This is a genomic window from Chitinophaga polysaccharea, assembly GCF_007829335.1.
GTDB lineage: Bacteria > Bacteroidota > Bacteroidia > Chitinophagales > Chitinophagaceae > Chitinophaga > Chitinophaga polysaccharea_B.
Genome location: NZ_VIWO01000004.1, coordinates 600,801 through 621,378, shown reverse-complemented (window position 1 = coordinate 621,378; position 20,578 = coordinate 600,801). Strand labels below are relative to the sequence as shown.

The 20,578-nt window shown below is 48.1% G+C and carries 11 protein-coding genes and 1 tRNA gene; 5 read left to right on the top strand and 7 right to left on the bottom strand.

All coding sequences use genetic code 11. The features are described from left to right. Positions 1-58: 58 nt before the first annotated feature. The 4 genes from FHW36_RS16950 to FHW36_RS16935 all read right to left on the bottom strand — a co-directional run bounded on the left by FHW36_RS16950 (position 59) and on the right by FHW36_RS16935 (position 6,968). Positions 59-2,128, bottom strand: coding sequence for a hypothetical protein (locus FHW36_RS16950; protein ID WP_145670752.1), 2,070 nt, complete (start codon positions 2,126-2,128; stop codon positions 59-61). Positions 2,129-2,760: 632 nt separating this feature from the next. After that, positions 2,761-2,833, bottom strand: a tRNA-Lys gene (locus tag FHW36_RS16945). A 70-nt stretch (positions 2,834-2,903) separates the two neighbouring features. Next, positions 2,904-5,366 (bottom strand): glutaminase family protein, encoded by a 2,463-nt coding sequence (locus tag FHW36_RS16940; protein WP_145670751.1) that lies wholly within the window; start codon positions 5,364-5,366, stop codon positions 2,904-2,906. A 291-nt stretch (positions 5,367-5,657) separates the two neighbouring features. Continuing rightward, positions 5,658-6,968, bottom strand: coding sequence for a hypothetical protein (locus FHW36_RS16935; RefSeq protein WP_145670750.1), 1,311 nt, complete (start codon positions 6,966-6,968; stop codon positions 5,658-5,660). A gap of 208 nt (positions 6,969-7,176) precedes the next feature. On the opposite strand from FHW36_RS16935, the gene FHW36_RS16930 reads away from it, so the two are divergent. Beyond that, positions 7,177-8,796, top strand: a complete 1,620-nt coding sequence (locus FHW36_RS16930) for a sulfatase family protein (protein WP_145670749.1) — start codon at positions 7,177-7,179, stop codon at positions 8,794-8,796. A gap of 63 nt (positions 8,797-8,859) precedes the next feature. Here the strand turns inward: FHW36_RS16930 and FHW36_RS16925 are convergent, their stop codons facing one another. From FHW36_RS16925 to FHW36_RS16915, 3 genes are all read right to left on the bottom strand, one after another. Beyond that, positions 8,860-11,160 (bottom strand): family 20 glycosylhydrolase, encoded by a 2,301-nt coding sequence (locus tag FHW36_RS16925; protein ID WP_145670748.1) that lies wholly within the window; start codon positions 11,158-11,160, stop codon positions 8,860-8,862. A 109-nt stretch (positions 11,161-11,269) separates the two neighbouring features. Then, positions 11,270-11,869, bottom strand: a complete 600-nt coding sequence (locus FHW36_RS16920) for a pseudouridine synthase (RefSeq protein WP_145670747.1) — start codon at positions 11,867-11,869, stop codon at positions 11,270-11,272. A gap of 7 nt (positions 11,870-11,876) precedes the next feature. Further along, positions 11,877-13,025 carry a putative sensor domain DACNV-containing protein gene (locus FHW36_RS16915; RefSeq protein ID WP_145670746.1) on the bottom strand — a complete coding sequence of 383 codons (1,149 nt, stop codon included), beginning with the start codon at positions 13,023-13,025 and terminating at the stop codon, positions 11,877-11,879. A 162-nt stretch (positions 13,026-13,187) separates the two neighbouring features. On the opposite strand from FHW36_RS16915, the gene FHW36_RS16910 reads away from it, so the two are divergent. From FHW36_RS16910 to FHW36_RS16895, 4 genes are all read left to right on the top strand, one after another. Beyond that, positions 13,188-13,772, top strand: a complete 585-nt coding sequence (locus FHW36_RS16910) for an RNA polymerase sigma factor (RefSeq protein WP_145670745.1) — start codon at positions 13,188-13,190, stop codon at positions 13,770-13,772. 81 nt (positions 13,773-13,853) lie between these two features. Then, on the top strand, positions 13,854-15,014 hold the full coding sequence (locus tag FHW36_RS16905) for a FecR family protein (RefSeq protein WP_145670744.1): 1,161 nt from the start codon (positions 13,854-13,856) through the stop codon (positions 15,012-15,014). A gap of 238 nt (positions 15,015-15,252) precedes the next feature. Beyond that, a complete protein-coding gene (locus FHW36_RS16900) occupies positions 15,253-18,636 on the top strand; it encodes a TonB-dependent receptor (RefSeq protein WP_145670743.1) in 3,384 nt (1,127 codons plus the stop codon). A 23-nt stretch (positions 18,637-18,659) separates the two neighbouring features. Beyond that, positions 18,660-20,558, top strand: coding sequence for a RagB/SusD family nutrient uptake outer membrane protein (locus FHW36_RS16895; protein WP_145670742.1), 1,899 nt, complete (start codon positions 18,660-18,662; stop codon positions 20,556-20,558). Positions 20,559-20,578: the final 20 nt, after the last annotated feature.

Below are 20,578 nucleotides of genomic sequence, written 5' to 3'. Positions count from 1 at the left end.
TTTGTTTTTTTCATGAGCAATTTTTCATGTTTAAATTATGAATTATTGCCCGATTTCTCTACTTTTCAATGGCCCGATTTATTGGGGGGAGGTCATTATCTTGTTGACGAAATTCTAGGCGCCATTTTTCTTGTGCCAAGAATAGTTCTTTTTCTGCTTGGAACTTAAACCATAGAAACAAAGCGGCCCTACCTCTCTTTATTTTCTCTTTATCATGAATATATGACCTTCTAAATCCCTCAATCAAGCCCAACCACACTAAAAAAATTATGATTATTACGCCCCAACCACCAAGCTGATCTAGCTTTTCAGAAAAGGGTTTTACCTTAATAAGTCCTATAGGAAGAGCCGCTGCAAAAAGCAAACAAGCTGCTTTCAGGTAATAGAAAATATCGCTTTTCCTATCTTTCTGATAGTCAGTAGTTTTTGAGCTAATAAACTGTTCTAATTTCTTATGCTGTTCTTGCTCCAAAGCAATTTCGTCTCTTCTTCTCTTCTCTTGTTCGTATTCCTTAACCTGATTCTTTAAATCGGAATTTTCCTTTGCCAGAAGTTCTTGATTTTTATAGAATGTTTCAATGTATTCCTCATTCAAAATAAAGTCAATTGAATCATCAACTGTACTTTCATCAATCTCCTCGGGTAATTTAGAATGCTCTCTGAGATCATAGACAAGTAACTGGAAATCATGTGCATTATGTTTTCCTTCGTAAAGTTCTTGTTTGAGTTGATCATAACGTTTACTGACCGATGAATTTACCTGAGAGGCCAGAATTATTTGAGCCTTTGTAACAATTCCTAGTGACTTTGGCAAGGACACAAATTCACCGAATCCCTTACACAGTTTAAACCAAAATCTACAAGTAATAGACTCAATAGATACAGCGAAGGGAAGATCATTTTCATGAAACTTTATTTTCGGATGTGAAGATAGCCATAAGGCAAAACTATTTGCTGTAAGAAATATGAACCCAACTTTCTCAAATGTCGTATCGTTACGCCCTTTTCTAAAATAATTGATTTGTGAGAAAATTTTTCCAAAACGTTCGAAATCCCCTTCGCTAAATAACTTTCCTCGCTCCTTTGATTCTCTTTTAAATGTATCAATATCTTTCTTTCCTTCTACAACGTACTGATGGAAATTGTAAACTGAAGAGTCGGTCTCTCGAAAAAAAATGCCCTTTGAATTAATTTCCGTAATAAAGTTTTTATACTTCTGTCTTATATCAAATGGAGTTCTGCAATCCTTTATAATTGCCCTCATTGCGGGACGGGAAGGATCTAACTTTCGCTCACCTCGTTTTATCTGCTCCGCTTTCTCAAAATATTCATTTATCTCATTATTGGTTTCAGGAAGATACGCCAGTTCTATCAACCGTTTGTTGTTCTTATTCCTGCTTTTCTGATTAATTTTGGTAACTAGATCATAGAAATCATTAAAAATCTGTCTATAAACTTCTCCATTAAAACCAACTGCATTAAATAGGTGTTCCGTATTGAGAAAGATTGTTAACTCTGAATTCCAGTTTCCTAAATCATTGACATCTGAAGTATAGCGGATTCCTTGATATAATATAAGCCCTTCTCTAATGGTATTTAAGGACTTTACAAAGTCATCATTAAGTTGATTTTTGACAATGTAGGTGCTTATTTGCTCAGTATATGTCTCGGAATAGCCGTTATCCAATAAATATTTTACAAAATCATCAAAAATCGTCGCCTTTACCTCTTCATCTAAAAGCACTCCCGCATCAGTTTCAATGTAGTTGTATAATCCATCTAATATTTTACTTTGAAACGCATTTATTTTATTGTACTCATCGTCAAAATGGCTAAAATTCTTCTTCAAAAAAGCGGAATCGAAATTATACACCCCATCTTTGTAAATGCAATATTTCTTTAGCTTAGTTTTCAACGTGTTTTTAAGGACAGCTTCAGGAATTGTAAATTCAAAAATATTTATTAGCGAATTGCGCAATTCCGTTGAGTTTACTGACCACTTCTGCTCTTCTAATATAGCACCCTTTATAAACTCTGCAATAATATCTGAAACACTTTTGTATTTATTGTTATTATACAATTCGCCAAAAAGTGCGACTGAAGCAATTAAGCTATGCTCTTTTATCATATTCTAGTAACCAAAAGGATTGTAAAGGGAAATCAACTTAAACAGAATTTGTGCACTCTCGCCAATAACGTGTTCGTAAATACTTGTTATGACCAAAGCTAATCTAAATAAATACTACAGGTCTAGTAAATCTTACAAAATCTTTATCAAAAGACGTATAACGATATTCTATAAACGAAAATGGGAATCAAATATATATAAAAAAAATTTACGAAATAAGCATTAACTGGTGAATAACATTCGCAGCTGCAATTTATTTCACAATAATAGAGGGATTTAATGGTAGATTCTCAAATAACAAAGTATGATTTTTCGTATCTTAGTAAAAGCCGATTAACCTGTATAAAGTACGGGAAAGAAATCGGGGTTATACAAAAGGAACTCGACTAAACGCTCAACTAAAAAACAAAACCCCGCGACTTAGCGCGAGGTTTAAAACTTGTTTGTGATCCCGCTGGAATTGCGACTAGAAACTAATATATACTTAAAATCAAAATATCGTAAACTAGTATAGACAAGTCAACCCAAATAAAACTAAGTAAGCCGAAACAGCGCAATCACACTTTGATAGACTAACAAATAGACCAAAAACAAAAAACCCGCGCTACGCGCAGGTTTTAAAGTTTCTCCAGTGATCCCCTTGGGACTCGAACCCAAGACCCATACATTAAAAGTGTATTGCTCTACCAACTGAGCTAGGGAATCATACACCCCGTTTTTGTTTAACGGAGTGCAAAGATAGTAATTTCTACTTTACTTCCAAATTCATTTTGAATTATTTATCTGCATCCGGGTTAAATTTTGCTTGAAGCATTTTCATGAAGTACCCTCCTACTACACTCCTCGCCTGGAAGCCCACCATTTTACCGTTGGTGGTTTCGTGCCAGTCGCACAGCGGTACGCGTGTAGTCGTTTCCGTAGCGTATTTATAAACGGGTGCTACGAGGGCGCGGAAATCGTCGGCGTTGTCGGTGAGCACGGCGGTCCAGAGTATCCAGTCTGATTTGGTGTAGGTTTTACGGCTGTCGAGTGGAAGGCCGTAGGGCTGCTGGTGTGCGAGGTAGAAGGCCGTTTCTTTTTTGTATACGCTGGCGGGGAACAGGTGGAAGTTGAGCACTTTGTCCCACACCATGTTGTATTTCTGGCTCCAGGTGTTTTTGCTTTCGAAAGCGAGACTGAAATGATCGCCATCGTCGGCGAGTTGTATCCAGTGGGCGGCCATGTCGTGGGCGGCGCTTTCGTATTTGTCGGCGGTGGCGGCATCGCCGAGCATGCGGGCCAGCATGGCGTAAGAGCGGATGCCGGCGATGGCTTTCAGGGAAAGGTTGGTGTTGCGGGCCAGGTGACCGGCAAAATCGTCGGTGCACAGCTGGTTAGCGGGGTCGAAGCCTTCTTTCATGAGGTATTCTGCCCAGGTGGTGAGGGTGGCCCAATGTTTTTTGGCGTAGTTGGCATTGCCTTCTGCGCGGGCGATGGCGCCGGCTAATACGAGCATGTTGCCGGATTCTTCTACGGGCATGCCTTCACCATATACCTGTCCGTTGGCGATGGGATAGGTGCCCAGGTCGTGGGCGGCGTAGGGCTTGGTGTATTTACCGCTTTCTGAGAAGTAGAAGATGCCGTTCATCATGCCTTTCAGCAGGTCAGGGTTGTAGAGCAGGAACAGCGGCGCCGATGGATAGGTAACATCCACGGTGTTGATGCAGCCGTTGCTGAAGTTTTCTTTAGAGAGAAAAAGAATGTCGCCTTGCGGGCTTTTAGCAAGTTTGTGTGCGGCAATGGACTGGCGGTAGGCCAGTTCGCAGAGGGCGGCATATGCTTCGCCACCGGCTTTTACGGCGTCGTTGTGCAGTTGTTCGTTGAACTGTTTACACTTTGCCAGTATGGTGGCGTAGTCGCTGTAGGCGGCGTTGAGTTGTTTGTCGATGGTTTGCGTAGCGTCGTTTTTCCACCAGGCTTTGAGGTTGGTATGGAAGTATTGCAGGGCGTACAGGTCGTCGTAGCCGAGCAGGAACAGTTGTTCTTTAGGTGTGCTGGTGACGGCGCCCAGGTCAACGGCGGTACTAAGCAGGAGCGATTTATCGGAAGTGGTGCTGGCCGTGCTACCGTTGGCAAAGGCGGCAGCCGCATCGGCGGCGGTGCTGATATACTGCTGCGGGCGGGCGGCGCTGGGGGCGGCTACGTACATATAGCCCCAGTCGATGCGCAGGTCGTCGCCTTGCTTTTTCAGGATGGGCTGTTCTTTGGTGCCGGCTTTTAAGATCGACAAGCCGCCGTTGGTGTATTTTGAAGCGGTAACGGGCTGTGAGGGCACGTTTACGCAGATATCGGAAGAAGCGCCAAAGTACACCTGTACGGGGTGGGCGGCGTTGTCATTGGCGGCTACCTGGTACGCAATATACGATACCGGACAGGATAGCAGCTGCAGGTCATCCATCAGCAATGGCGACGTGAAGGTAAGCGTTACATCTGTTTTGCCGCAGGTGAAGGTATATATGGTTTGCGTGGCGTTAATGTTAACGCTGGTCTGTACGGCCTTTTCAATATTTTGCCCGGCAGGTGGCGGCATGAGGCGGGCAATACCGGCATCCAGGAAAGCGCCACCGGCGGTATTTTCTATATGAATGGCCAGCACGTTGCCTTTGGCTTTCAGCTTTTGTTTGGCGGCTTCGGGAATAGGAATGTATACATATTTATTCAGCCAGCCTTTTAAGTTATAGATCTGTTCACCGTTGAGGTATACGGTAATATTATCATCGTGGGAGATTTTCAGGAACAGGTCTGCGTTGGCCACATTCCCTGCATCGAAGGTTCTGCGGGTCCACAGATCATGGCTCTTCCAGGGTGTACCTCCTTTGGCCGGCTCATCGCCAAAGGGTGCTGCGGCGGTTTTCCAACCTTTATCGTCATAGGCTGCCTGCATCCAGTCGCCGGTGGGCGCCTGTTCAGTGTACTTTACGGAGTAAGGCCGTTCGTCGCTGGTGGGTACGAGCGACTGGTAACTGGGTTCATCTTTACCGAGAATGCGGTAGGTAACGCCGTCTACCTTTACCAGGCCGGTAAGCGCCTGGGTAGTACCGGTCCAATGCCTGGTGGCGCTGCCGTTCAGCTCATCGGTGGCCGACCAGATACTGAAATAAGGATCATGTGTAATTAACGGGTAGGCCGGCGCCTTTTGCTGCGCGGCCACACTGCTGCCTAAGCCCAGCAATGTCAGGAGTGCGAGTGCTTTCACCATAACGTGATTTAAAATCGATTAAGCGTACAAAATACAATTAATGAATTTATTACATTTTTCCGGCGATTCATAACCGCTCATAAAAAATGTAGTTAGTCGCCTGTATATCTGGTGTAAAGGGGTTTGGTACTAGTCTGGCAGGAAAAAAATAAAAAAGCGCAGACCCTGCAAACGCCTTGGAGGCCCTGAGAAGCCTTGTCAGTACGTTATTCAGATCTACGCGTATCTTAAAATAAGTTAAATACGATGCAGAAAGGTGCGCAAAAATACGCTTTTACATCAAATTTTGCATTAAATTTTTGCCGGGAATATCGCAAACCATTCCGGCCGCGAACGTATCAGCAACGCGATTCCCCATATCAGCACCGCCATGCCCAACGCGCCCCAGGCCTTCTTATTCTTCCAGCTCCAACCCAGTACCATGGGCAGTTCCCAGTACTTGATCAGCACATACAGCAATAAGCCTCCCAGGCCTGCCCACGTGAGTAACAACGCCTCCAGCTGCGCACCTGCCAGCACTACGGCGCACAAAAATACCAGCGTTACCAGCTGTAACCATATATAGTTGGGAATACCGCAATTCGTTACCTCTTCGATCGACAAGCCCAGCAACGCACATCCCAGGAAGATAGTGAGCACCAACAGCGATTCTTTGTATACCACCGGCAACAATAACATTCCAGCCCACACGACTAACGATACCACGATATAGGTAGCCATACGCTCATCTTTGGCCCTCCATCGCCGGCTGTTGCCAAAGGGAAACAATACACGGCTCAGCCACCCTTCCATCATCCGCACCGGCGGCAAGGTAAATGCGGCAATCATGAGCGGCACTATCAGCTCGTAAGCATACCAGCTGTCGGCACAACGCTGCATCACCCACCATACCGCCACCGTGGTGATCAGCGCCGGCACGCCCACATAGCGGAAAGCCTGGAAGGGGGTATATTGGTCGTCATCAAAAATATTTTTAATCACCTTACTGTAGTGCTTCACAAACGGGATTCGTATACAGATGGCCGTTAGTTGCGACCATAGCAGCACCAACCCTGTATGGATAACAACGGTTCGAATCTCCAGGTTCCCCAGCAGCGAGCCTCCGTAGATGGCGGCTACTCCCAGGATCAATAGTTCCCAGGTAAGCATCTTCGGAGAAAATAACCAGCGGAATAAGGGAGAGAGATACCGCAGCAAGGTTCGCCATACATCCGGCAAATACCGTCCCAGTAGCTGTATAACGGCAAAAGCGCCCACCAGCGCCGCCAGCCCGATTAACAGCCGGGAAGCGGTAAATACACCCCTCAACGCCTGTAAACGCGAAGGATGCTTGATGGCATACACCAGCTCCGTATTATTCAATAACTCAGTGGCCAGCAGGCCAGCTTCTTCCCGCGTTACCTTGCCCAGCTCCGGCTGGTGCACCCGCCAGAAACTATCCGTCTGCACAGGCGAAGCCCAGGCACTCAATGTACCATATTGATAAAGGATCGTCTTTTGACGGGAAGTAAGTGATTCCAATGTTCGGGCCAGCGCCGCATCCGTAGCAAACGCACTGACGCCCATGGTTAACAGCAACAACAAAATGGTGATAATACGCATACGGTACCAAAAATAAGGAAATATCTGCCGCCGGTAAAAAACGACCCCACAAAAAGATCCCCACAAAAGTTGCGAATACTGGATTTCTATGTTACTTTTAGCCCACTTTCCAATCCTCTCCCATTCCGCCCGAACAACGGAACGGCATTCATGCTCCACCAACATGAATGGAAAAAGGATCCATCAACAACGACCAAACCGACGATATATGAAAAGGATTCTCCTGGCATTAGCATTCCTGTTGCCTGGCATGGCGATAGCACAGTCAAAACCCAACATCATTTTTATTCTTTCCGATGATCATGCCTACCAGGCTATCAGCGCCTACGGCAACCGCCTCGTGCAAACACCCAACATCGACCGGATCGCCCACGGTGGCGCCCTGCTCACCAACAACCTGGTGGCTAACTCTATCTGCGGCCCCAGCAGGGCTACCCTGCTCACGGGTAAATATAGCCACAAGAACGGCTATACGCTAAATGAAAAAACCTTCGATGTACACCAGGAAACATTCCCGGTACTGCTGCAGCAAAACGGCTACCAAACCGCCTGGATAGGGAAACTGCACCTGGGCAGCCTCCCTATCGGGTTTAACTATTTCAATATCCTCCCCGGCCAGGGACATTATTACAACCCCGATTTCATCAATAATAACAACGATACCATTCGCTACAAAGGCTATGTCACCAACCTGATCTCCGACTTCTTCTTCAACTGGCTCCAGGGCAGGGATACGTCTAAGCCTTTCTTTGCCGTGATCGGCGAAAAAGCAACGCACCGGGAGTGGCTGCCGGATATACAAGACCTCGGCGCCTACGACGGGATCAACTTCCCCCTCCCGTCCACTTTCTTCGATACCTACGATACCCGCGAAGCTGCCAAAGACCAGGACATGACCATCGACAAAACCATGCGCCTGGCGGAAGACCTGAAAGTACACCAGCCCTTCGGCCTGCAGCACTATGAGCAGGATAAACCCCGCCTGCAACAATGGCTGCAGAAAAATTACCCCGGCAGGAACTTCAGCGAAACCGAACTGAAAGAATTTTATGTTCGCCAGGGCGAATACCACCGCCTGGATGAAACACAACAACAAGCCTTCAACCATTATTACAGAGATAAGGTCTCGAAAGATTTTGATGAGAAAAAGCTCAGCGGGAAAGAGCTGGTGAAATGGAAATTCCAGCGCTACCTGAAAGACTACTATGCTACCGCCAAATCGCTCGACAGGAACATCGGTAAAATACTGGATTACCTCGACAGTACCGGGTTGAGCAAAAATACCATCGTCATCTATGCATCCGACCAGGGTTTCTACCTGGGCGAACATGGCTGGTTCGATAAACGCTTTATCTATAACGAATCGCTGAAAACGGCCTTCGCCATACGCTATCCAGGCGTGATAAAACCCGGCACTAAACTCGATGCCCTGGTATCCAATACTGACTGGGCCCCCACCATCCTGGATATTGCCGGCGCAAAAATACCATCCGAAATACAGGGACGCTCGTTTCTTCCCCTGCTAAAACACCAACCCATAAAGGATTGGCGCAAAGCGGCGTACTATCACTATTACGAATACCCGGAACCACATCATGTGTCGCCACACTTCGGGCTGCGCACCAAAGATTACATGCTGGTCCGCTTCTATAAAGGCGTCAATAGCTGGGAACTATTCGACCTGAAGAAAGACCCGAACCAGCTGAAAAATGTATATAACAACCCATCGTATGTAGCGGTCAAACAGCAGCTTTTACAGCAACTAAAAGCGTTAATCCTTGAGTATGATGACCAGGAGGCGCTGGAAATTTATAACCACCATCTCTAAAATATAAAAGCAGAAAGGAGCAAGATACTTGCTCCTTTCTGCTTTTATCGAAAATAACTACACTTATCTCCCTGCTCCAAACCAGCTGTCTGGCACCGGTTGCGGCTTACCACCATCTACACTGTATTCCAGCTTCAGCGTGTATCCGCCACCACCTTCTACAAAGGCAATTTTAAATGGATGCCAGCCTTTCTCCAGCGCTACCTGTCCGCTCTTCTGGAAAGGCGCATGCCAGCCATCGTTGTTCACCACTTCCTGGTCATCGATATAAAGGATACCGCCATCATCCACGGTGAGATAAAAGCTGTAAATACCAGTGGTGGGTACGTTGATGTACCCGTTGATCCGCGCACCAAATGGACCGCCGCCTTTACCCATTCCTTCGGGGATAACGGCATTGGCTACACGCAATGAGCTATCGGCCGTCTCTTTTATTTTGGCGGCACGCTTAAACGTACCGTTATAATAGGTGAGCTTTAATCCAGGTCTGGCATCTTTCACCACGGTAGCCGGGCGGTAGGCTTCTTTGCGGTAACGCAGGGTGTAAATGTCGCCGCGGTTGCCACTCGGGCTAAAGGCTGCCAGGCGGATCTGCTGTGGCTCACTGATCACGTAGTTATCCGGCAATATGGTAGCATGTTCATCCGGAATGCTACCGTCGGTGGTGTAGCGGATAGTCATATCCGTTAATGGCTTTTTGATATGCAGGTTTACCTTATCTACAAACACGTTGTCTTCCGTAAAACCATCCAGGTCAGGCAGGCGGTAATGAACACCGAGCAGATCCAGTCGTTTATACTGTTCGTTTAGCCGTCGGAGATAGCCTTCATAGTCGGCACGCTGTGTCCACAATACTTCTGCCAGGGCGGTCATGCGGGGCATGAACATATAATCGGCCCGTTTTTCTGAAGGAATATATTCTGTCCAGATGTTGGCCTGCGCACCCATGATATGGGTGGCTTCCTGCGCGGTTAACCCTTTGGGCACCGGCTGAAAATGATATACATTGTAAATAGCGTTGCGGTCTGGCGTACCATCGAAATACAGCGGATTGCCCGGCGTCATGATCACCTGGTTGCCGTGACGGGCCGCTTTTATGGGTGCATCGGGCACCCAGGCGCGCCAGTACATCAGCACAGCGGTAGGACTGATTCCTCCTTCCAAAATTTCGTCCCAGCCAATGAGGGTTTTACCTTTGGAATGAAAGAATTGCTCCATGCGCTTTACGAAGTAGCTTTGCAGCTCTTCTACTGTCTTCAGGTTATTGGCCTTCATCACTTCTGCGCAGAGAGGCGAATTAGCCCAGCTGGTTTTCTCTACCTCATCTGCCCCCAGGTGTATGTATTTGGAGGGAAACAGGTCGGCTATTTCACTGAAGATATCTTCGGCAAAGCCGAAGGTCGATTCCTTACACGGACAAATAGGCGTGGAAAAGGTTTTGCCCCAGCCGGTTTCACTGCTACAGGCCAGGAAAGGATAAGACCGGATGGCCGCCATCATATGTCCGGGCATGTCTATTTCAGGAATGATTTCAATATGACGGGCCGCTGCATAGCGGATCAGGTCTTTCAGCTGCTCCTGCGTATAAAAGCCACCGTAAAGGGTTTTACCATCCTGATGAATGATATGGGAAGTATCTATGGCCATGTCGGGATTGTTGACCGCCTTCTCCATACAAACAGAGTCCTGGTTATTAAACTCCCTCCAGGCTCCCTGGGAAGTGAGCAAAGGATACTTTTTAATTTCAATCCGCCAGCCCTGGTCATCCGTCAGATGCAGATGCAGCTTATTCATCTTATATAAGGCCAGCAGGTCGATGAATTTCTTCAGGTAATCTATAGAGAAGAAATGACGGGCCACATCCAGGTGCATGCCACGCCAACCATAGGCAGGATGGTCTTTCAACGACATTGCGGGGATGGCAACACGCTCCAGATCAGGCGCTTTGGGATCTTCTATTTCCGCGGGCATCAGCTGCCGCAAGGTTTGGATGGCCCGGAAAAATCCGGCTGGCGCTTTGGCGGTGATCAGCAGCTCCTGGCTACTTACCTCCAGCGTATAGTCCTCCTCTCCTGCCAGTGCTGGGTTCTGGCGCATTACAATGGCGCCCTTCACGGCTTTCTTCACCGTGGGCAATGGTTTTCCCAATGCCTGGGTCAACAACAATTCCAGCTGCGCGGTTTCTATCATATAGGGAGATGGGTTAGCCGGCAACACCAGGCTGGTAGCCGGTGTAATTACAAATTCGCCCGCCCTGGCCTCCAGCTGTTGTGGATAGGGAATAATCGGGTAGCGTGGCGACTGCGCCAAAGTAACCTGCAGCCCGATACACCAGGCGCCGGCAAACCATAAAAATTTCTTCATAATAATCTTCGTTAAAGCATGATTCCAAAGGCAAACGTAATAAGAATCGATCCGTTAACCTAATGTGATCTTCACTAATGCTGTAGCTAAATTGACCCTGTGCCAGTTATTAATCTCTGTAATTATCAATTTTTAACAGGCGGAAAAATTCTTCCTCCGGCAGCTCCTTTACTTCTCCCGGCTGTAAATTTCCCAGCTCCAGGTCTTCTATCGATACCCGGATCAGGCGCTGGCAACGGTGCTTCACCGCAAGCACCATTTTCCTCACCTGGTGGAACTTGCCTTCTGTGAGTGTGATCAACAGCCAGGTATGAGGCACGGTGTGCGGTAACTCTCCGGGATGATCAAACAAACCGTCCGGACGGTTTACGATATCGATCCGGCAGGGAGTAGATACATGTACGGCGTCACGCCCTATTGGGATGGCTACCCCGGTTTTGAGGCGCTGCAAGGTGGCCTCGGTCATTACGCCTTTTACCTTTACCAGGTACGTGCGCTCATGCGGCTTGTCCTGGAACAGCAGCCGGGTTACTTTTTTATTGGTGGTTAAAATTAATAGTCCTTCTGAATCGCTGTCCAGTCGCCCGATAGCATGGATGCCTTCGGGAAAATCGAAATCCAGCTCGCCCAGCAGTCGCACCTCATGCGAGCTGATAAACTGGGACACCATATTGCTGGGTTTATTGATAATAAAATACCGTTCCTTCATCACGTTGTTATAACAATAATATGTCTATGCGGTGGCCCTGTACCAGCTGCTGGTGCTCCGACCAGGAAAATACGGTGAAATAGCCATCCTGGGAGGCCACGAGGGCATGCGCATCGCGCTGGTCATGCACAAACTGGGCAGCCGACAAATGCCGGGTACCGCCAATGGCCGATGGATGCAGCAAAGTAGGCACGCCGCCTTCTATCGGTTCTACCATCAATACCTGTTCAATGGGCTTCGCATCCTTTGCACGGGTGATCTTGGCCCCGAAAGCCAGCAATTCCTGCTGGTCATTGACGATGGTGGCGCCATCTACGGCGGTAAGCCCGGTGATGTTTTCTACTTCCCGGCGTAAGGCATTCTGCCAAAAAATTTCTGTGACACTCTTACCATCGTACCGCAACAGGTCGGCCACGCCCGAAAAAGCCGGCGAAATAGGATATTGCAGCGGATGGATAATAGACTCGCGCCAGGCCTCACTATTGGAAGGCGTTACCAGCAAAATGCCTCCGCGCCTATGTGCCCGCATTGATACGGCAATCTGTATCAGTACATTCACCCCGTTATTCCAAAAACAGGAAGCGGTAACACCCAGCAGCGACTTTAAGATCATGGGACTGTCGGGCAGCAGGCCACTGTCTTCGTTCACCACTTTTACCTGGTCGCCCCGGAGCACGGCTACGTTGGTAAATTTTCCCAAGCCGGCGGCGCGGCGGTGTTTCACCACCAGCAGTCCCGGTTCTGATACATCTAATACAAAACAAAGGTTGGGCAACTTAATCGTGGTGCCCCATACATATAACTCTTCTCCTTCAAACCAAACGCCTATATGTATACCGGGGCGCTCTACGCCCGGCGCCAGCTTGGTGAGCAGCTGGGGCGTGAGTAATATTGGTTTCTCAAATAACAGCGGCTTGCCGGCCTGCGATGGCGGCAAAAAAGCCAATGATATGCGGATGGGATTTCCTTCTTCTTTACGAAGACTAGCCCAGAAAGCTACATCGATAATTTTTTCTACCTGGCGGGCGGCCGGTACAATGGCCAGGTCTTCCTCTCCATCCGCTTTTGCGGCAGAAAGGTGTTTCCTGAAATGGGCTTCTATAGTGCCGGCAACCTTTACGGCAGCCTGGTACGTGGCTTCATTAACTACTTCCATAAATCCAGGTTCAGCATGTTTGAAAGCGCAAATTAAAACATTTCAGCATAGCGGATTACAGGCTTGCAGGAGTCAACAGGAGAAAATACTATTATTAGCAGCGAATTTAACGCAAATATCCTATCTATATAAACAGTAATTTGCCTGCACTTGTAACCACGTATGGAAGTGAATACCTACAATGAAAAGGAACTATTGCTGAGCCTTGCTCAGGGCGAGGATCGTGCCTTTGCCAGTGTATTCCATCACTACCGCCACCGTATATACGCCATCGCTTTCCGTTTGCTGGGATCTGCCTCACAGGCAGAAGATGTGGTACAGGATATTTTCCTAAAAATGTGGCTTAAGCGTGGCGAGTTACATGAAATCAGTCATTTCAAAGCTTACCTCTTTACCGTTACCCGGAATCATATTTTTACTTCGTTGAAATTAATGGCCCGGCAACAGCTGGCCGCCTCTGAACTTTCGGCTACGGCTGTTAACGAAATAAAAGACGCCGCTATTATTCATAAGGAATATGAACAAATCCTGCAGCGGGCCATTGCGCAGCTGTCGCCCCAACAGGAGCTGATCTATAAACTCAGCAAGGAAGAGGGGCTGAAAAGAAATGAAATTGCCGACCGGCTGCAACTTTCTCCTGAAACCATCAAAGTACACCTGGCCAATGCCATGCGCTCTATCCGCGCCTTCTGCATGGCGCGTATGGACCTCAATACTTTCCTTATCATTATGTGGCTGTTTTACTAAAGAGTTTTTTTTCAAAACCCCTAACCCATCGGGTTCATTTTATAGTCCCCTTATACAGCAACCTAAATCAAATCGCTATTCATGACAGCAACCCGATTCAGATACCTGTTTGAACGGTATTACGCACAACAGTCTACACCGGAAGAACAACACGAGCTGATGGTGCTGCTGGCACAGTCGGCGCACGACGAAGCGCTTAAACAATTATTGGACGAACTGCTGCTCCAGGCTGCCGATAACGACCAAACCATGTCGGACGATACCGCCAACAATATGTTGCAGGAAATCATGCAAACAAATGCGGCGCCCACACCAGCACGCATACCCACCTTTCCTGTATGGAAACGGCTCACCGTAGCTGCCTGCACCCTCGCCGCGGCTGCCACCGCCGGTTATATAATATATACCAGGAGTCATACCACCACTAACGCGCCGATGGCCAGTGTGCACGCTCCCAAGCCTAAAAACGAACACGCCCGCCTGGTAATGGGTAACGGCCAGGAAATTGACCTGGACCACACCACCGCCACAGACGTTGACGTTCAATCAGGCGTTTCCGTTAGTAAAAAGGGAAATGTGTTGGCGTATAACAGCGCTCCATCCACAGTACCCACTATCAATACCGTATACACCAACAAAGGGGGCATCTACCAACTCATTTTGCCCGATGGCACCAAAGCCTGGCTCAACGCTGCTTCATCTATTAGTTTTCCTACCGCTTTTAAAGACACTACCCGCGAAGTAACCATACGTGGGGAAGTATATTTTGAAATCGCCCGGCAGTCCAACCAACCCTTTATTGTAAAAACCAACAATATGAAGGTAGCGGTACTCGGCACCGCCTTTAATATCAAAGCCTACGAAGAAGAAAATAGCTGTACCACGTTACTGGAAGGAGCCGTTAATGTCATCAGCGGCAACATCACCCGGAAAATGCAACCCGGTCAACAGGCACTGATCAACCGCGAACACACCGGGATCAGCATTAGCCGCGTAGATACCGACATCGCCGTTGCCTGGAAATCAGGCCGTTTCGAATTCAACGACAATATCAAAACCATTATGCGGGAACTGGCCCGCTGGTATGACCTTACTGTTGTTTACGAAGGCGCCATCACCGAAAAATCCTTTGCAGGCTCATTCTCCAGGCAAGACAGCCTGAAAGATATCCTCCGTCAACTGGAGTTAACAGGAAGCATTCATTTTAATATCGCCGATAAAACAATTACCGTCAGACCTTAAAACTACCATAATAGAAAGTATGTATCAACCAAACTAAACGACAACCAAACAAACGACAGCTATTCCGGCAGTGAAAAACCAGTTGCGGCCAATACCGCTCCTGGCGTAGCTATGCACTCATGTGCCGGACCCTGTTTTACCTAAACTTACAATTCCGCCAGAAAAAATGAAGCAGACATTCCACAAAAAACGCCGCCCCGACCGGCCCCTTTTATCGAACCAAAAACTATTGCGCTTTATGAAACTCACCTTATTACTACTCTTGTCTGCTGTGTTGCAAACACACGCGAATGAGCCTGTACAACAGGTAACCTTGCATGCCAAGGCTGCGCCCCTGGTTGATGTACTGAAATCGATCAGGAAACAAACAGGATATGTTTTTGTATTTGACCTCCAGATGGTCAACAATGCTAAACCAGTTAACTACTCACAGGAAAATGTACCCCTGGAGCGGGCCCTGGAAGAAGTTTTCAGAGATCAGCCACTCACCTATTCTATTCTCAAAAAAACAATTATTCTTAAAAGGAAACCCGTTATCCCGTCCTCCGTACCCGACAACGTACGCATCAAAATTAAAGGACAGGTAACGGAACCGAATGGCACTCCCATGGTGGGCGTTACGGTGGTGAACAAAACCTCCCGTACCAACGCCCTCACCGATGAAACCGGCGTGTTTAATATTGAAGCCAATATCGGCGACAGCCTCATGTTTACCATGGTAGGGATGCAGCCGCAAACCATACAGGTAAAAAATGATAGACTCCTGAAAATTGTGATGCAACAAAAAGTATCCGATGTGGGGGAAGTAGTGGTGGTAGCATATGGCACCCAGAAAAAAACCAGTATGGTGAGCGCTGTTACCAGCATCAATCCTAAAGAGCTGAAAGGCCCTACGAGCAACCTCACCACCATGCTCGCCGGCCGCCTGTCGGGCGTTATCTCCTTCCAGCGTAGCGGGGAACCCGGGAAAGACAATGCCAGCTTCTTCATCCGTGGTATCACTACCTTTGGTACCGGTAAAGTGGATCCCCTCATCCTGATAGATGGTATGGAATCCAGCACCACCGACCTGGCCCGCCTGCAGCCCGACGACATCGCCGGTTTTTCTATCCTGAAAGATGCTACCGCTTCCTCCCTCTATGGCGCCAGGGGCGCTAACGGCGTGGTGCTCGTAACCACCAAGTCCGGCGTGGAAGCAAAAACATCACTCAACGTACGCTTCGAAAATTCATTATCTACCAATACACGCAATTTCAAATTTGCCGATAACATTACTTACATGAACCTCGCCAATGAAGCCGTACTTACCCGGAACCCATTGCGCGATGTACAATACTCTCAATCTAAAATTGACCATACCGCCGCAGGCGACGATCCGCTGCTGTATCCCAACAACAACTGGATTAAGCTGCTGATTAAAGATTATACCAACAACCAGCGCACCAACTTCAACCTGAAAGGCGGTGGAAAAGTAGCACAGTTCTATGTATCCGGTACTTACAACGTAGACAACGGCGTGCTGAACGTAGATCAGCGCAATAACTTCAACAGTAACATCAAACTAAAAAACTACGCGCTCCGTTCCAACGTCGATATCAATCTCACGCCCACCACCAAAGCCATTGTACGTACTTACGGACAATTCGACGATTACAACGGCCCTATTGGCGGCGGCGCAGGATTGTTCTCCCAAACCATCTGGGCCAACCCCGTGATGTTTCCGGCCATATATCCTTCCAGCTTTGCGCCGGAGTTAAAACATCCCCTCTTTGGTAATGCCGTAAAACCAGGATTCGGAAGCCTTCCCGGCGATGGCAGCAACCTGTATAATAACCCCTACGCTAATTCCGTATCAGGGTATCAGCAGTACAACACCTCCACCCTCCTGGTGCAGGCGGAAGTTAAACAGGACTTCAAATTCCTGTTGCCCGGCTTAACAGGCAGGATCATGGGCTATACCGAGCGTTACTCTTATTTTGATGTAACCCGCGGTTATACACCTTATTTTTATACGTTGAAATATGATGTTGATAAAACACCGCAGCTCTCCTCCCTCAACACCAATGGAACAGAATACCTCAACTACTATCCCGGCCAGAAAACGCTCAACACCACTTCCTATTTCGAAGCGGCGTTGAACTACAACCAGCAGTTTAATAAAGTACATAACGTATCCGGCATGCTGATTGGCCTGGTGCGTAACTACCTCACCGCCAACGCCGGCACGCTGCAAACATCGCTGCCACACCGCAACCAGGGTGTTTCTGGTCGCGCTACCTACGACTACGACACCCGCTACCTGGCAGAATTCAACTTCGGCTACAACGGGTCTGAACGTTTTGCCAGCAATCACCGCTTCGGTTTCTTTCCCTCTGCCGGCGTTGCCTGGAATATGCACAATGAGGCATTCTTCGAACCTCTAACCAATACCATCAACGTGTTGAAACTGAGAGCCACCTACGGCATCGTGGGAAATGACCAGATCGGTAACGAAAATGACCGCTTCTTTTATCTCTCAGATGTAAATATGAATGACGGTGGCAAAGGCGCCTATTTCGGAGAGAAAAAAAGCTTCTATTCTCCCGGCGTTTCTGTGAACCGCTATGAGAACAGGGAAATCACCTGGGAGAAATCCTATAAAACAAACCTCGGCCTGGAAATCAATATGTTCAAGGCATTGAACCTCCAGGTAGACGTATACAAAGAGCATCGTACCAATATCCTGATGACGCGGAGCACCCTTCCCAGCACCATGGGCCTGAATGCCAATACGCAGGCCAATGTGGGTGAAGCATCCGGCAGAGGCGTGGATGTTGCCGCCACCTATACGAAAGAGTTTATGAATAACTCTTTTGTACAATTCAGGGGCAACTTCACCTACGCTTCCAGCAAACTGCTGGTAAATGAAGAGCCTAAATATCCCGAAGCATACCGCTCCCGCGTGGGCCAGTCCCTCTCCCAAAACTTCGGCTACATCGCAGAAAGACTATTTGTAGATGACCAGGAAGTAGCCAATTCTGCCTACCAGAACTGGGGACAACAGGTAATGGGGGGAGATATCAAATACCATGACGTAAATGGCGATGGCAAAATCACCGATGCAGATATGGTACCTATCGGCTTACCCACTGTGCCTGAAATTACCTATGGCTTCGGATGGTCCTTTGGTTACAAGCAGATCGACTTCAGCTTCTTCTTCCAGGGCTCTGCCAGGTCTTCCTTCTGGATTGATTCTTACTCCATATCTCCCTTTGTGTTAAACGGTGGCGGACAACATGGGCTCTTGCAGGCCATTGCAGATGACCACTGGAGCGAAGGTAACCGGAACCTGTATGCGATGTGGCCACGATTGAGCGACTATTTCGTGAATAACAACAATCAAAGTTCTACCTGGTGGATGCGCAGCGGTAACTTCCTGCGGTTAAAATCAGTGGAGGCAGGTTATACGTTCTCCAAACATTTCCTGGATAGGATCCGCATGACCAATGCCCGCATTTATGTGAACGCGTCTAACCTGTTTGTGATCAGCAAATTCAAAACATGGGATCCCGAAATGGGAGGTAACGGGCTTGGATACCCGGTACAGCGGGTTGTCAACTTCGGTATCAACGTAGGACTTTAATTCATCGTTTTAACTGTGCAAACATGAAACAATCATTGACTAAATTATATACCCTCTTCTTCCGTCAACACATTGAGAGGGCGCTATTATGCCTCCTGCTGCTGCAGTTGGCCGGCTGTAAAAAATTCCTGGACGTAGTACCCGACAACGTGGCTACCATCGACAACGCCTTTACCATGCGTGCAGAGGCGCAAAAATACCTGTTTACCTGTTACTCTTACCTGCCGTACTCTTCTGATATCGGCGCCAATCCCGCCTTGGCGGCCGGTGATGAGTTCTGGATGGTACGTCCTTATAGTACCAGTGAAACACCCTGGCAGATTGCACAAGGCTTTCTGAGCGCCAACAATATTTACATGTCGCAATGGGGAGTCAATTTCCGTGCGTTGCGCGACTGCAACATCTTCCTCGACAACATCAACAAGGTAGTAGATATGCGCCAGGCGGAAAAAGACCGCTGGATTGCAGAAGTGAAATTCCTTAAAGCCTATTACCATTGGCTGCTGGTAAGAATGTACGGCCCTGTTCCCATCATTGACCACAACCTGCCCATCGCTACTTCCGCAGAAGCAGCCAAGGTGCCGCGCGTGCATGTGGACGCTGTATTCAATTACATCAGCAGCCTGCTGGATACGGCTGCTGCCGGCTTACCGGAAATCATCGCAGACAGGTCTACTGAGCTGGGACGTATTACCCGTCCGATAGCGCTGGCCATCAAGGCCAGGGTGCTGGTAACGGCTGCCAGTCCCCTGTACAACGGCAATCCCGATTACAATGGTTTTAAAAACTATGACGGAACACCGCTCTTCAACGCTTCCTACGACGCCGGCAAGTGGAAGAAGGCTGCCGAGGCGTGTAAAGCAGCCATCGACGCCTGTGAAAAAAACGGCATGGTGCTTTATACCTTCGCACAACTGGGCGTAACATTATCGGATACCCTCACCCGGCAAATGTCAATTCGCAACAGTACCTGCGAAGAATGGAACCCGGAAATTATCTGGAATAATCCCAACTCCACTACTTACGACCTTCAGCGCCAGGCCCTGCCCCGCCTCGATCCTGCGCGGATAGGCAACGAATCGCCCGTAGGCGCCTTTGCTCCTACCATGAAAATTGCCGAGCAATTTTATAGCGATAAAGGTGTGCCTATCAATGAAGATATTACCTGGGACTACAACAATCGTTATAAGCTAAGAACCGCTACCAAAGCAGAAGGAGAACTGATCCTGGAAGGCTATACCACTGCAGCCGCACACTTTAACCGGGAACCGCGCTTCTACGCCGACCTGGCCTTCGATGGTGCTATGTGGATGATGCAAAAGAAAACGTTCCACATAGAATGTAAAGCCGGGCAGATTCAAACCCGGAAAAATATCTACGACAATAACGTAACGGGCTACTTCGCCAAGAAACTGATCAACTGGAAAGATGAAATCCAGGAAGGACAAGGCTTGTATATAGAATCGTATTCCTGGCCGGAAATACGCCTGGCAGATCTGTACCTGTTATATACAGAGGCCCTCAATGAACTGGGCGGCCCTCAGCCGGAAGCGTTTAAATATATTGACCGGGTAAGAGCCAGGGCCGGTATCCCCGGTGTACAGACTGCCTGGAGCAACTATTCCCGCAATCCGGCGAAGTTTACCACAAAAGAAGGCTTCAGACAGATTATCCAACAGGAAAGACTCATTGAACTGGCTATGGAAGGCGCCCGCTTCTGGGACCTGCGCCGCTGGAAAAGAAGTATGGAAGAACTCAACAAATCTGTTACCGGATGGGATGTGGATCAGTCAGACCCTGTATTCTACTACCGCATACGCACCCTCTTCCGCCAAACTTTCCAGGTCCGTAATTACCTATGGCCACTCGATAGCTGGGATCTGCTGAACAATCCTAAACTGGTGCAGAACTACGGATGGTAACTTCTTTCATTTACTTAAAC

Bases quoted from the DNA above. Each gene is read 5' to 3' on its own strand.
- FHW36_RS16950 (WP_145670752.1), bottom strand. From the start codon at position 2,128: ATGATAAAAGAGCATAGCTTAATTGCTTCAGTCGCACTTTTTGGCGAA.
- FHW36_RS16940 (WP_145670751.1), bottom strand. From the start codon at position 5,366: ATGGTGAAAGCACTCGCACTCCTGACATTGCTGGGCTTAGGCAGCAGT.
- FHW36_RS16935 (WP_145670750.1), bottom strand. From the start codon at position 6,968: ATGCGTATTATCACCATTTTGTTGTTGCTGTTAACCATGGGCGTCAGT.
- FHW36_RS16930 (WP_145670749.1), top strand. From the start codon at position 7,177: ATGAAAAGGATTCTCCTGGCATTAGCATTCCTGTTGCCTGGCATGGCG.
- FHW36_RS16925 (WP_145670748.1), bottom strand. From the start codon at position 11,160: ATGAAGAAATTTTTATGGTTTGCCGGCGCCTGGTGTATCGGGCTGCAG.
- FHW36_RS16920 (WP_145670747.1), bottom strand. From the start codon at position 11,869: ATGAAGGAACGGTATTTTATTATCAATAAACCCAGCAATATGGTGTCC.
- FHW36_RS16915 (WP_145670746.1), bottom strand. From the start codon at position 13,025: ATGGAAGTAGTTAATGAAGCCACGTACCAGGCTGCCGTAAAGGTTGCC.
- FHW36_RS16910 (WP_145670745.1), top strand. From the start codon at position 13,188: ATGGAAGTGAATACCTACAATGAAAAGGAACTATTGCTGAGCCTTGCT.
- FHW36_RS16905 (WP_145670744.1), top strand. From the start codon at position 13,854: ATGACAGCAACCCGATTCAGATACCTGTTTGAACGGTATTACGCACAA.
- FHW36_RS16900 (WP_145670743.1), top strand. From the start codon at position 15,253: ATGAAACTCACCTTATTACTACTCTTGTCTGCTGTGTTGCAAACACAC.
- FHW36_RS16895 (WP_145670742.1), top strand. From the start codon at position 18,660: ATGAAACAATCATTGACTAAATTATATACCCTCTTCTTCCGTCAACAC.